The organism is Methanoculleus chikugoensis, from assembly GCF_019669965.1.
Lineage (GTDB): Archaea > Halobacteriota > Methanomicrobia > Methanomicrobiales > Methanoculleaceae > Methanoculleus > Methanoculleus chikugoensis.
This window is the reverse complement of the sequence record NZ_AP019781.1, coordinates 1,707,620-1,719,690: the sequence shown is the minus strand read 5'-3', so window position 1 is coordinate 1,719,690 and position 12,071 is coordinate 1,707,620. Positions and strand designations below refer to the sequence as shown.

Genomic DNA, 12,071 nt, shown 5'->3' with positions numbered 1-12,071 from the left:
CTCCCGGGATTGGGATTCATGGGAGCCATTCTGAACCTTTTGCTTCATTATTTTTGCATTATTGGCTCTGTATTCGCGTTTCCTGGAGTCGGAGGACCGTTCTTGCCGGATCATGGGGGCATTTCACTCGCGGCCCCTTCTAAATAAGCCTTTAACGTGGAATAAATCGGAAAATACCGCGAAATTTTTGGTAAATATTTTATGATCGATATCCCCATAGTGGTATAGTAGAGCGCGGAATTATTCCGGAGAGATATGACCATGGAGATACGAAGAGCACGATTACGGACACCGGAAGACACCTGGGGGTTGGCCGACCCGGAACAGCAGAGGAAGACGCGCCAGGACGCCATCGACGACGGCGATCTGGTCGAGATCACCCGGATGGGAAGGGATCTGGGTATCACGTTCCCTCTTGCCGTCTCGGCACGGGCCGCACAGAGTATGGTTCCGTTCCCGAACATCCCGCAGGAGACCGTTACGGAGAACCTCTGGGACACCCTTCACGCGTTCCGGGCCAAAGCCCACACGACGACCGAGGAGGAGTTCGAGTTTCAGGTCAGCCTCTACCAGAACGGCCTTGTTCCCACCCTGACGTTCAAGGCTGCGGTCTCCCCCGGGGACGACGGCGAACCGGTCATCACCATCATGCTGCCGGACGAGAACTGGGAGACGATCGGGTGCGGCCACCACCACAACGCGGGCGACGCAATGCTCACCGTCGACGACGTTGCTTCGACCCTGAATTTCACTCCCGGCCGGATCCGGGAGTTCATCCGGGAGGAGCGGATTCCGGCGGTCAAGTGCGGGGGAACCTGGCGGATCAAGCGTTCGGAACTCAACCGGATCATGAACGAAGGATTCTGATCGGCCGTTGGTGGATTGATTCAGGTGCCGATGGGGTTAATTCGGCAGCAGGGCCGTAGTTCTCCGGATTTTCCTGCCCATGCCGCAAATAGCGGTTGATCGGTCACGTCGCTGCAACGCTCCATGCGGCACCGTACCTGTGACCGCCGCCTGATACGCCTCATCAGTCCGGTGCAGACGCTGCCCGGCGACCCCGGGGTCCGGGCAGCTAATATTCGTTCCTGAAACAGGTGATATATAATGATTTTTTTATTTCCCGGGCGAGAGAAACAAACATATTTAATTTTTAGACGTAGAGTTTTCATTATGTGCATCGAGGGCCGACGAGCATTCCCGGACAGCCAATCCACCGATCCGGCAGCCGAAATCCGCGGTATAGTGATGGTGTTGCCGGTATCCGCGGATGGGCGAGCGCCCGGTGACGACCGTGCACCTTTTCCGGCGTTCCGTGCCCTGATCTGCGCGATCTTCGGGATCGTATGTCTTTTCCTTCTTCTGCCCGGTGCGGGAGTGCCGGGTATGCCGGCGGTTGAATCAGTATTGCCCATCGTTTGCCTGCCCGGGCTCTTCGGGCCGAACGGCTCTTCGCTTATCAGGCACTGGATAAAGAAGGATACCGAAGAGAGCGAAAGTAAGGGCGCCCCCAAACCCCCGGTTGCCGGTTTGTCCGTCGAGACCCCCCCGCGCAGGCATGCTCCGGCCGACGGTAGGGCGAGCGTCCTCGAGAGGCTTGAGAACGTCCCCGATGCTCTCCGGCGGTTCGACGAACTCGTCTCGCCGGACAAAACGGTTACCGTTCCTTCCCCGGCGGCGCCTCCTGCGGACGGCCCCGGGGGTCTTGCCCCCCCGGACGAAGTCGATGCTCTCTCCCCTACGGAGCCTTCTGCGGCAGAAGACTTCCCGGACTTTTCTCTCCTGGATGACGGCATGCCCGGCGTTCCGGACGACCAGCCTGCGCCGCACCCCGACTCCCTCAGCGCCGATGAACTCATGCAGATGCTGGAGTTCGAGGACGGAGATGTCGACCCCTCTCCCGGGCTTGCCGAACTCGAACTCGAACTCGATCTCTCAGAGGAAGAGCCGGCGGCCGTGACCTCCCCCCTCCCTCCCATCTGTGAGGCTGCGGGGGGAGACGATGAACGCCCGATAGAGTCGCTCATCGACGATCTCGGGAGTGACGATGCCGGAGTTCGCGGGCGTGCCGTCAGTGCCATCGCAGAGCGTGGAGCCGACGCCGTGGAACCGCTGGTTCGGGCCCTTGCCCTTGCGGACGACGGGCGGCGGTGGTGCGTCGCCGAGGCCCTCGCTCTGATCGGCGAGGACTCAATCTCTGCGTTGATTGCTGCGCTCGGGGACGTTACGGCGCAGATCGGGGCGGCAGCTACGCTCGTGCGCATCGGGTCTCCCGCTGTGCCGCCTCTCATCGCAGCGCTTGCCAGCGATGACGGCGAGGTGCAGTTCGGTGCCCGCTACGCGCTCCGGGAGATCGGCGCCGAAGTAATCCCCTTCCTCATCGAGGCCATCGGTGCGCCTGAGCGGAGCATCCGAAGGTCGGCGGCCTCCGTCCTCCGGGAACTCGGGTGGAAAGCCTCCGACGACGCCGGTGCGATACGCTACCTCGTCGCCGACGAAGCGTGGCTCGACGTTGCGGATTACGGTGAAACTGCGGTCGATCCCCTCATCCGCATCCTGAAGTCCCCCGACAGGGGGGTGTGGTGGAACGCCGCCCGGACTCTCGGGGAGATCGGCGCGGCCGCGGTCGATCCTCTGGTCGAACTTCTGCACGAGGCGGGCGATGAGATCCGCCCGCTGGCGGCCATGGCGCTCACGGAGATCGGTTCTCCTGCGGTCGAGCCGCTCATCGGGCTGCTCTCCGTCCCCTCCCTCCGCAGAACGGCGGCGGCGGCTCTGGCGAAGATCGGTGAACCGGCAACGGAGGCGTGCATCCGCGCCCTGGACTCCGCGGACGGGGAGGCGCAGGAGACGCTTCAGGAGGTTCTCGGTGCGCTCGGCGAGCCGGCGGTACCGGCCCTGATCCAGTCGCTGACGTCCGGGAAGTCCCGTATCCGGTCCCAGGTCGCTAAAATTCTCGGCAGGATGAACTGGGAGCCCTGGAGCGACTCTGAACGGGCCTGGTACCTGGTTGCCCGGGAGGAGTGGATGGAACTCGCCCTGATGGGCTCGCCGGCCGTTGAGCCGCTGATCCGGATGCTCAGCGGCGATGACGCCCGCATACGCTGCGAGGCTGCAGCGACGCTCGGCGAGATCGGCGATCCGGCGGCGGTAGGGGCGCTCGTGGATGCCCTCGCCGACGAGGCCGTCGCCCCGGTGGCGGCGGATGCGCTTGTTGCCATCGGGAAACCGGCCGTGGCGCCCGTCCTCGAACTGCTTGAAGGTGGGGTCGGGGGCGCCCGGGAGAGTGCCGTCGAGGTTCTGGGCCGACTCGGGACGCCGGAGGCGGTTCCGGCCATCGTCGAACTCGTCAGGACCGGTGAGGACCGCCTTCACCGGAAGGCCGTCGACGCCCTGATCGGGATCGGTGCGCCTGCGGTAGACGCCCTCATCCCTCTCCTCGGTGAGGAGAGCGACGGTCAGGCAGGGGCGGCGGCGGCGCTCACCGGGATCGGCGCTCCGGCGCTCGAACCGCTTGCCGGGGCACTCGGCGGCGAAAACTCGTCGATCCGCATGGGAGCCGCAAGAGTCCTTGAGCAGCTCGGGTGGGCTCCCGAAGCGCGGACGGCGGAGGAGATTGTCTACCTGATCGCGCTGCAGCGATGGCCGGAGATCGTGGATATCGGTGCTCCCGCCGTCGACCACCTGGTGCCGCGGCTCGGCGACCTTGATCCGGCGGTGCAGGCCGGAGCAATGGAGGCGCTGGTCGGCCTCGGGGCCCCTGCGGTTCCCTCCCTGATCCTCCTGCTCGGCAGGAAGGCGCTCCGCGATCCGGCGGTAGAGACGCTTGTTGCGATCGGCGAACCCGCGGTGGAACCGCTGATCCAGGTCCTGGAGAAGACCCGGCTCCGCAAGACGGCCGCCGGAGTGCTTGTCCGGATCGGGGGTTCTGCGGCCGGCGCGCTCGTCCCGGTTCTCGGAAATCCCGGGATTGGGCAGACCGCCGCCGGGATCCTCGAGGCGATGGGGGAGGAAGCCTTCGATCTCCTGGTCGAGGCGCTCGGGAACGACGACGCCCTGATCCGGCAGCGGGCGGGAGATCTGCTCGCCGGTCTTGGGGAAGCGGTTGCGGCCCCGCTCGTCGAGGCGCTGGGGCACCCCGACGATGCCGTCAGGCTCGGGGCGATCGACGTCCTCACCCGCCTCGGGAGCCTGGTCGTCGATCTGCTTATGCAGACGCTCAACGATGAACGCTACCTGGTGCGGCTGGGCGCGGCGGAGGTTCTCGGCAGGGCCGGGTGGGAACCGCGGACCGAGAGTGAGACCGTCAGCTACCTGATCGCGAAGGAACAGTGGGCTTCCGTCGCCGGGATCGGGCCCGGTGCGGTCGGACCGCTGATCCGGACGCTCAACGACCCGGACAGCGCAATCCAGATGGGTGCGGCGCGGGCGCTCGGGCTGATCGGGGCTCCCGCAGTCGCGAGGCTGATCTACGAGCTCCGCATCGAACAGGATGGCACGCAGAGAAAGGCGGTCGAGGCACTCAAGATGATCGGCGAACCGGCGGTCATTCCGCTCATCGAGGCTCTCCAGGACCGCGACTGGCAGATCCGCCTGGGTGCGGCGCGGGCGCTCGTCGGCATCGGCGATCCGGCCGTCGAACCACTGGTCCGGGCTCTCCGCGCCGCCCCCCCGACAATCCGGATGGGAGCGGCCGCGACGCTCGGCAAGATCGGGAACCCGGCGGCCACCGAGCCGCTGATCGATGCGCTCCTGCACGACGACCACCGCCTGGGGCGCGTCGTGGTGCGTGCGCTCGGGGTGATGAGCGAACCGGCGGTCAGGCCGCTCCTGCGGGTTCTCAGGGACGGAAACGAGGCGGCCCGGAAGGGTGCGGTGGCGGCGCTTGTGCTGATCGGCGAGCCCGCGGCACGCCTGCTCCCCGGTGCGCTCACCGACGAGCATTTCCGTGTCCGTGCCGGGGTCGCGGACGCCCTCGACCACCTGGGCTGGTCGCCTGCAACGGGGGAGGAGACGGTCGTCTACCTGATCGCGAAGGAGCGATGGGGCGATCTCGCCCGGGTGGGAGCGGCCGCGGTCGAACCGCTGGTGCGTGTGCTCGGCGACCACGACGACAGTATCCGGCGGCGGGCGGCGATGATTCTCGGCGAGATCGGCGACCCGCGCGCGATTCCGGGGCTCATGAGTCTCCTCCACGACGACTACTACAGCGTCCGGCGAGAGGTCGCAGCGGCGCTCGTCGCCATAGGGGCCCCGGCGGTGGATCCGGTCGTATCCGCGCTCGGCGACCCGGACGGCGATGTCCGGAAACGTGCGGCGGACGTGCTCGCCGAGATCGGGGATGCACGAGCGATTGCGCCCCTTGAAGGCATCTTCGACGACGAGGACTGGTACGCCCGGAAAGCCGCCGAGAATGCGGTGGAGCGGATCCGGGAGCGACCTGTCATACGACCTGACCATAGAGCATAAGTCTCTCTCGGGGCCGCGCTCGATCACCATCTTCTACCGGGAGCCTTTCCTCCTCTCGCAGGAGTTCCGGGAACGGGAGATCCCGCTCCTCGATTGTCGCCTTGACAGGATCCCGGAATTCCCTCTTAGTTTCCGTCACCTCCAGGATTGTAGGGATGTTCAGCGCCATCATGAGAGGCATGGTGAAGGGGTGGAGTTTCCTCCCCCAAATGCCTCATTGCCCACCCGGAGTTTCCGACCATTTCATCGATAGGCCGGGTGATGTTCTCCGGCATACCGCTTCCGGGGTGCCGGAGGCCCCAGGTGATAGGCCGGGTGGCGTTCTCCGGCATACCGCGCTCCGGGTGCGTGGAGTTCCAGATGATAGGGAAGGTGTCGTTCTCCGGCATACCGCTTCCGGGGTATCCGGTCTCAAGCGACTGCAGGATGTAGATCTCCCTCTGCATCTGATTGTTTGCGCCCGTCAGCCCCGCGTTCTTGATCAGCACGAGGCCGCTCTCCTTATCGACGACGTAGCGTATGTCAAAACTCGTCCCGAGGTTTGCGTAGTAATACGCCTGCGCATCCCATTCCGTGCCGGCGAGTTCCAGCGGCCCCTCAAGGACCATGAACTCCGGGCTGAAGGCGGGGCTGTCGAGGTCGACCCAGAATGGTACGAGCCCCATCCCCGGATCCCCCGGAAGGTATGACCACGAACCTGTGTACAGGGTTCCCCCGTCGATGCCGCTCACCACCACCGAGTCGCCTGAATAGCCGCCCGCGGCGTCCCCGGCGGTGATCGTGTCGGTCAGATACCCGAATACCCCGGTCCCCTCGTGATGCACCCACTGGTCCATCGGGTCGTCGGGGTCGATGGCGTAGTACGGGGTCAGCGCGGCCTGATACGTCACCTTCGTTCCGGGCTCTGCCCAGGCGGGCGGGGCCATGGCGGAGACCTGGCACACCATCAGCAACAGGCAACAGCCCGCCAGCAGTCTCATCGATGCTCTCATATGCTCGACCTCGGCCGGGCTTGTTGCTATCCCGGTATATCTGGGTTGTGCAGATCGCCGGCAGGTGATGGGAAGGGTTCCTATCTCCTTTCACCCGCAGGCAGTGGGAGCATCCGTAATCCCGGCAGTTACCGGCGGACACGGTATCCGGCCGCCGTGAGAATATCGATGACGGCATCGTCCCATTCGGTGCCGGAGAGCCCGTTCAGGGTCGGTTGCACCCGTTCCCAGAGCCGGCGGAGTTCGTCGGTGTCCGGGAGGAATGTTGTCCGGTACATCACGCGCCCGGCCCTTTTGCCCTGCGAATCGAGGATGAGGAGACGCCAGCAGCAGTAATCGCGGCAGATCTCGGGGCGCGTCAGGTGGACGGTGCACCATGCCTTTCCCGTCTTCCCGTCAAATGCGACGTTCCCATGGAACGGATCAGGAGAATCCCGGGGGGTTTCGAACCTCAGGAAGGGGCATGCGTCCGGCAGTTCCGCGATGCTGCTCTCATCCTCGAAGAGGGCGATCTTGTCCGGGTCGATCCGCACCTCCTTCACGTCCCCGCTGTAGGCGTTGCGGACGACGAAGATGTAGTTGCCGCGCTCTTCGATGACCGTGTGGACGTTTCCCATGTTGCTGCAGCAACTGCCGCACTGGCAGCACCTACACGCCATGGCGGCCGTCTCCCCGGATGCCGGGCAGTTGATGTGCGAACATGCTCGTTATCCAATCATAATCATCGCAGAAATAAAATACCCGCGGGAGAGTCGCCCGGATCAGATCTGCGTCATGCACGGCCAGCTCGGGATAAATAGGCTCCTGATTTACCGATGCCGTAGCCCTGCCCTCTCTTGCCGGGATTACCGGCTCTTCTGTCCCTTATGGGTTGCGAAGTAATGGCAGAGTCCTGGGATAATTACTGGATCGTGCCACTTTAATTTGGAGATTCCGGTGCGTGAAATGCAACGCCCCTTCGCGGCTTCGCGCTCTTCGCGTGAGGAGTAATAGAGAGCATCAACGCCTCACGCAAAAGGGGCGAAGGATGTGAAAGGTGGCAGTGCGAGATTTATAGATTTAAGCGGCAACAAGCACTACCGGCAGAATCGGGGGGATTCGGTGAAGACTGATTGGTGCCGGATCTGCCCGGGAAACATCTAAAACAAGAACCGAATGCGAGGGGTGAGATTCGAACTCACGAACTCCTACGAGACCAGGCCCTCAACCTGGCGCCTTTGACCTGGCTTGGCAACCCTCGCCCTGTGCTTCTCTATACAATGCGCTGCAACCAGAAATATCTTGCTCTGCCGGAACCCGGGCTCCCGCGGGCGCGGGGCAGGGAGGCGCCGCAGATCCAGGCGCCCTGGCATGCCTGCCGGGCTCCCGCGGGCGCGGGGCAGGGAGCCGTTTCCCGGGCGGATCCCTCCTGCGACACCTGTACCCCAGCGCCCCGGAACCGCCTTCGATGTGTATTTATGCGCCCGGATCCAACGATCCCGCATGTGGGCTGACATCTCACGGAAGTTCGCCGATTCGCCGTCCCAGGGCAGGGTAGTCCGTTTTCTGCTGGAGAACGGGTTCGGCATCAACGAAGAAGGGCGCATCGTCTGCAACGGCATCGAGATCCCCGCGACGCACATCGGCAGGGCGATCGAGACCGACCGGAGAGTCGTCGATGCCACCGCCCGCCGCATCCTCGATAATCCCGAACTGCGCGAGATCTTCATCCGTATGCGCGCCGCCCCCGACCTCACCCGGGTCGCCGAGGCCCTCGGCCTCTCGGTCATCACCCTCTACCCGAAGGACGCGCAGCAAAAAGGGATCGTCGGCGCGGCGGTCGAAGTCCTCGTCGAGCACAACCTCTCCATCCGCCAGATCTTCGTCACCGACCCCTACCTCGCGGAGGAGCCCAGACTCGTGATGATCGTCGACGAACCGCGGATCCCGGCTTCGGTCTATGAAGAGATGCGGGCCCTTCCGCAGGTAAACCGGCTGGTTATCTGAAAAGTTCCATCTCCTGCGCGAGCCTGCAGACCCGCTTCCTCTGCCTTCGCGGGAGGGCAATTGCGTGCTGCAGCCGCTCTTCGAGCGCGATGGCGCGGGTTCCCTTCACCAGGTTGTCCGCGTGGGCGACGATCTTCTCTTCGAGCGTGCAGGGCATGCAGTCGCGCGGGGCGAGACCCAGCAGCGAAGACTCGTCGGCCGTCAGCCCGGCCCCGATGTGCCGCTCGACGATGGCGGCGACTGCCTCGTCAAGGCCGAACGACCGGCACATCTCGCCGCCCACCTCGGCGTGGCGGAGGTCGTGCGTCACCCCCCGGCCGATATCGTGCAGAAGGGCGCCGGTCTCGACCAGGTCGCGGTCGACCAGGGGGTCGGACGCGTAGGCGAGCGCAAGGTCGCGCACCGCCCGGCAGTGTGCGATGACCCCGTCGGAACAGCCCGCCCCCCTGAGGAGATCGATGCAGTCCTCTTCACGCACTCCCGAGGCTCTCCTTGATCCTGTCGATTCTCTTCCTGAGGGCGGCGGCGATGAGTTCGTTGTCGAAATGTTCGAGCATCTCCTCGCAGTTCGGACACTCGAAGTTCCAGTTCGCCGCGTCCGTGAAGGTGTAGATGACGCTGCAGTTCCTGCACATGTAAAAGTCGTTCTTCTCCTCGTAGGCGAGCCGGGCGTCGAGATGTTCGAGCACATCCCGGACCTGCTCCTCGAGCACATCGTGGAGACGGTCGAGGCGGAGGTGCCAGAGGTAGGTGAGCCAGCCGGTCTCGGAGTTCTTCAGTCGCCGGTACTCGGCGAGGCGCTGCTCATAGAGCGTGTAAAGGGTATGGCGGACGGTGTTGAGGTTGACACCGGTCATTTCGGCAAGTTCCTCGTCACTGTGCTCTCCTTCTTCAGGGAACCGCCTGAGAAGTTCGATTCCCTCTTCCCCGATCATGCGCAGAATATAGGCGTTGATTGCCGGATCGTTCAACAGTTCAGTGACGGATACCATACTTAAATCTCTCCTGTAGTAGAATTATCATATAAGAGTTTATATGCCGCATCGATGCCTACCATACTCTGTTCTCAATCTTTAATTCACTTTTCCCGCCCTGAGGGAGCGGGCTCATCTCCCGATCCGCTTTCGGACGGCCGCGGTGTTCCTCTCGAAGTCGGCATACGCCTCTTCTTCCGTCTTGCCGCAGCCGTAGACGCTCACGACGGCGTGCCCCTCCTCGAACTCGGTTCCGGGCCAGGGGATATCGGCGATGCGGGGCGCAAGGTCTGAGAGGTCGGCTTCAAGCCGCATATCCCGCTCGGCAAAGAGGATCCGCCGGACTGCGACCTGCCGTGGGACGGGCACCGTCACCGGGATCACCCCGCGGCAGGCGTTCATATGCATGGCAAAGACACTCTTCCGGATCGCCATCTCGACGGTGTCCAGGGTGGCCTGGAACCGGGGATTGATCTCGATCGCCCAGGTTTTCTCACCCGCGACGAAATCGATCCCGATCGAGCCCACGCACCCGCTTGCGGCAGAGATCCGCTCCGCCGCCGCGATCATCTCCCCGGCAAGGGGATGGGAGAACGGGGTGACCGACCCGGCAAACCCGTGTGCGCTCTCCCCCTCGCCCCGGAGGATCTGGCGGTTGACCGCGATCGCCCGCGCACGCCGGCCGTCCGCGACGCAGGAGACGCTCGACGGAATCCCGTCGACGAGAGCCTGCGCGACGTAGGGGACGTCCGGCCAGGCCTCCTCCCACCGGCGGAGTTCCTCCTCCGCTCTCACGACCGCGTTCCTCCATCCCCCCGCCCCCCGGCGCGGCTTGATCATCGCCGGGTAACAGTCGTCCCCGGCGAGTGGCGGAACCGGAACGTCCAGTTCCTCGAAGAACCGCTGGATCTCCAGTTTGTCGAGGAACCGCTCCACCTTCGCGGGCGGCGTGCCGCAGAGCGGGATCGTCGTCCCGACGGCCTCGGCGCCCGAAGCGACGACCAGCGCGTCGACCGGATGGCGGATGGCGAATTCGGCGATCTTTCCCGGGAGTTCATCGAGTTCGTCGAACGAGACGCAGTCTTCCGTGTACCAGCGGAGATCCTGGTCACAGAAGTGGTCGACGGCGTAGACCGCATAACCTGCCCGGCGGGCCGACTGCGCCACATGCCGCGTGGCGAACCCCGCAACCAGAACCCGCCCCTTCACCGCTCCACCGTCTTCTTGCCTGCTTTTGCCGGTTCGATCCGGATCTTCGCGTCCGGGTACTCCCGGTTGAGTTCCCTCCCCTCGAAGAGGTGGTCGAGGAAGAGGGCGAGGCTCGATATCTCGGAGTGAGGCTGGGTCGTCACCGAGACGTTGTAGTCGGCGAGCCCGTAGATGTCGCCCGGCACCTTCTCTGCCCCCACCACGACGAGCACCCGCTCCTCTGCGCGGATCTCGTCGATGACGTCGGTCATCCGGAGCCCGTACATCGTGAGGTGGGCGACCTTGCCGCCGGCGGCCTTCCAGTCCTGGATACACCGCCGCCACTTCACGTCGTTCTCGATGAAGAAGTCTCCTCCCCACCGGTCTGCCACGTCCGTTATGCTCGCAGCGACACCGGGGTCGTCTGCGGCGAGGTACATCCCCCGGGCACCGAGCGCCCGCGCCGCGAGCCCGACGTGGGTCGTCACCCGCTGGTCGCGTTCGGGCCGGTGGCCTATCCGGAGCACGGCTACTTCGGGCATCCCGCTCATTCCTCGCTCCTTTTTGCCCGGATTACTCCGTTCTCGATGATGAACGGCAGGTCTTCTCTGGTATGGCGGCACTGGCACTCTATCAGCGATTCCTGGATAGAGAGAAGGCGCACCATCTTCCCCGTCTTTCTGATAAGAAGGTAATGTTCAAGACGCTCGAGCGATGCCGTCACCGCATCGGGCTCAAATCCGGTGGCTGCTACCAGGTCTCCGACCGTAATGTCGCCGGTTTCGGGAATCCGGTGATATACGGCCCAGTCCAGATCTTCCTCACGCACACCTATTCTTTTTTCCGGGAGACCGATATAGTTATTCATGCACCGTTCCGGCTCTGTCGGCCGCTATCGGCGCGGTTGTTCAGCCGGTGCGGGAGATTGGATGTGCAGGTGGGAACCGGGTATGACCGACTATATGGAACTGGCGGAACTTGCCGACAGCCTCTTTGAGGCGAGTGAAGACGACGACGAGCTTCTCGCGAAGATGCTGGATACGCTTGACGAAGAGACCCGAGGAGCGCTGCTTTCCTCCGACCTTCTCAACGCGTACCAGGTCTTTTACTACTACTTCCGGGAGACACCGGACGAACTGACGATGGAGCGGCTGCAGCTCCACGCCGCATCGGACCTCGCACGGGGGCTCGTCATCGATGAGGTCGACCTCTACGAGGTGATCTTTCTGATGGAAGACGGGGAGCCGGCCGTCCTCCTCACCGACGGGGAGAACACGCCCGCACGGTTCAGCGGCACGGAGGCATACGCAGAGATTGCCCGCTACATGGAGGAGTGCCTCTGATACGTCGGGCTGCCTTCGTTTGAGGGCATAGTCTTTTGCGAGGTTTGAAGGTCGTCAATAGATCACATACTTCGCGTCTTCGCGTGAATTGACGGCATAGGGATGATGATGCGGTCTCA

Annotated in this window: 11 protein-coding genes and 1 tRNA gene; 4 read left to right on the top strand and 8 right to left on the bottom strand. The window is 64.0% G+C overall.

The window, feature by feature from the left end:
• The first annotated feature begins 255 nt into the window (after positions 1–255).
• Complete coding sequence (locus MchiMG62_RS08650) at positions 256–867, top strand: helix-turn-helix domain-containing protein (protein ID WP_244987646.1); 612 nt, start codon at positions 256–258, stop codon at positions 865–867.
• Positions 868–1,386: 519 nt separating this feature from the next.
• Positions 1,387–5,469, top strand: coding sequence for a HEAT repeat domain-containing protein (locus tag MchiMG62_RS08645; protein ID WP_244987645.1), 4,083 nt, complete (start codon positions 1,387–1,389; stop codon positions 5,467–5,469).
• A 125-nt stretch (positions 5,470–5,594) separates the two neighbouring features.
• Here the strand turns inward: MchiMG62_RS08645 and MchiMG62_RS08640 are convergent, their stop codons facing one another.
• The 3 genes from MchiMG62_RS08640 to MchiMG62_RS08630 all read right to left on the bottom strand — a co-directional run bounded on the left by MchiMG62_RS08640 (position 5,595) and on the right by MchiMG62_RS08630 (position 7,702).
• On the bottom strand, positions 5,595–6,449 hold the full coding sequence (locus MchiMG62_RS08640) for a hypothetical protein (RefSeq protein ID WP_221056612.1): 855 nt from the start codon (positions 6,447–6,449) through the stop codon (positions 5,595–5,597).
• Positions 6,450–6,589: 140 nt separating this feature from the next.
• Complete coding sequence (locus tag MchiMG62_RS08635) at positions 6,590–7,120, bottom strand: YkgJ family cysteine cluster protein (protein ID WP_221056611.1); 531 nt, start codon at positions 7,118–7,120, stop codon at positions 6,590–6,592.
• Between the two features lie 497 nt (positions 7,121–7,617).
• A tRNA-Leu gene (locus MchiMG62_RS08630) sits at positions 7,618–7,702 on the bottom strand.
• A 241-nt stretch (positions 7,703–7,943) separates the two neighbouring features.
• On the opposite strand from MchiMG62_RS08630, the gene trpY reads away from it, so the two are divergent.
• Positions 7,944–8,447 carry a TrpY family transcription regulator gene (gene trpY, locus MchiMG62_RS08625; protein ID WP_221056610.1) on the top strand — a complete coding sequence of 168 codons (504 nt, stop codon included), beginning with the start codon at positions 7,944–7,946 and terminating at the stop codon, positions 8,445–8,447.
• Here the strand turns inward: trpY and MchiMG62_RS08620 are convergent.
• The 5 genes from MchiMG62_RS08620 to MchiMG62_RS08600 all read right to left on the bottom strand — a co-directional run bounded on the left by MchiMG62_RS08620 (position 8,440) and on the right by MchiMG62_RS08600 (position 11,438).
• On the bottom strand, positions 8,440–8,925 hold the full coding sequence (locus tag MchiMG62_RS08620; RefSeq protein ID WP_221056609.1) for an HDIG domain-containing metalloprotein: 486 nt from the start codon (positions 8,923–8,925) through the stop codon (positions 8,440–8,442). The genes trpY and MchiMG62_RS08620 overlap by 8 nt on opposite strands.
• Positions 8,918–9,439 (bottom strand): transcription factor E, encoded by a 522-nt coding sequence (gene tfe, locus MchiMG62_RS08615; RefSeq protein ID WP_221056608.1) that lies wholly within the window; start codon positions 9,437–9,439, stop codon positions 8,918–8,920. The genes MchiMG62_RS08620 and tfe overlap by 8 nt, the downstream gene beginning before the upstream one ends.
• A gap of 114 nt (positions 9,440–9,553) precedes the next feature.
• Positions 9,554–10,630 (bottom strand): ATP-grasp domain-containing protein, encoded by a 1,077-nt coding sequence (locus tag MchiMG62_RS08610; protein ID WP_221056607.1) that lies wholly within the window; start codon positions 10,628–10,630, stop codon positions 9,554–9,556.
• Positions 10,627–11,151 (bottom strand): tRNA (cytidine(56)-2'-O)-methyltransferase, encoded by a 525-nt coding sequence (locus tag MchiMG62_RS08605; RefSeq protein ID WP_221056606.1) that lies wholly within the window; start codon positions 11,149–11,151, stop codon positions 10,627–10,629. The genes MchiMG62_RS08610 and MchiMG62_RS08605 overlap by 4 nt, the downstream gene beginning before the upstream one ends.
• A 5-nt stretch (positions 11,152–11,156) precedes the next feature.
• Complete coding sequence (locus tag MchiMG62_RS08600) at positions 11,157–11,438, bottom strand: hypothetical protein (RefSeq protein ID WP_054848599.1); 282 nt, start codon at positions 11,436–11,438, stop codon at positions 11,157–11,159.
• 121 nt (positions 11,439–11,559) lie between these two features.
• Here MchiMG62_RS08600 and MchiMG62_RS08595 point away from each other — a divergent pair, with 121 nt between their 5' ends.
• Positions 11,560–11,952, top strand: coding sequence for a hypothetical protein (locus MchiMG62_RS08595; RefSeq protein WP_221056605.1), 393 nt, complete (start codon positions 11,560–11,562; stop codon positions 11,950–11,952).
• Positions 11,953–12,071: the final 119 nt, after the last annotated feature.

Bases quoted from the DNA above. Each gene is read 5' to 3' on its own strand.
- MchiMG62_RS08645 (WP_244987645.1), top strand. From the start codon at position 1,387: ATGCCGGCGGTTGAATCAGTATTGCCCATCGTTTGCCTGCCCGGGCTC.
- MchiMG62_RS08595 (WP_221056605.1), top strand. From the start codon at position 11,560: ATGACCGACTATATGGAACTGGCGGAACTTGCCGACAGCCTCTTTGAG.
- MchiMG62_RS08635 (WP_221056611.1), bottom strand. From the start codon at position 7,120: ATGGCGTGTAGGTGCTGCCAGTGCGGCAGTTGCTGCAGCAACATGGGA.
- tfe (WP_221056608.1), bottom strand. From the start codon at position 9,439: ATGGTATCCGTCACTGAACTGTTGAACGATCCGGCAATCAACGCCTAT.
- MchiMG62_RS08640 (WP_221056612.1), bottom strand. From the start codon at position 6,449: ATGAGACTGCTGGCGGGCTGTTGCCTGTTGCTGATGGTGTGCCAGGTC.
- trpY (WP_221056610.1), top strand. From the start codon at position 7,944: ATGTGGGCTGACATCTCACGGAAGTTCGCCGATTCGCCGTCCCAGGGC.
- MchiMG62_RS08605 (WP_221056606.1), bottom strand. From the start codon at position 11,151: ATGCCCGAAGTAGCCGTGCTCCGGATAGGCCACCGGCCCGAACGCGAC.
- MchiMG62_RS08650 (WP_244987646.1), top strand. From the start codon at position 256: ATGACCATGGAGATACGAAGAGCACGATTACGGACACCGGAAGACACC.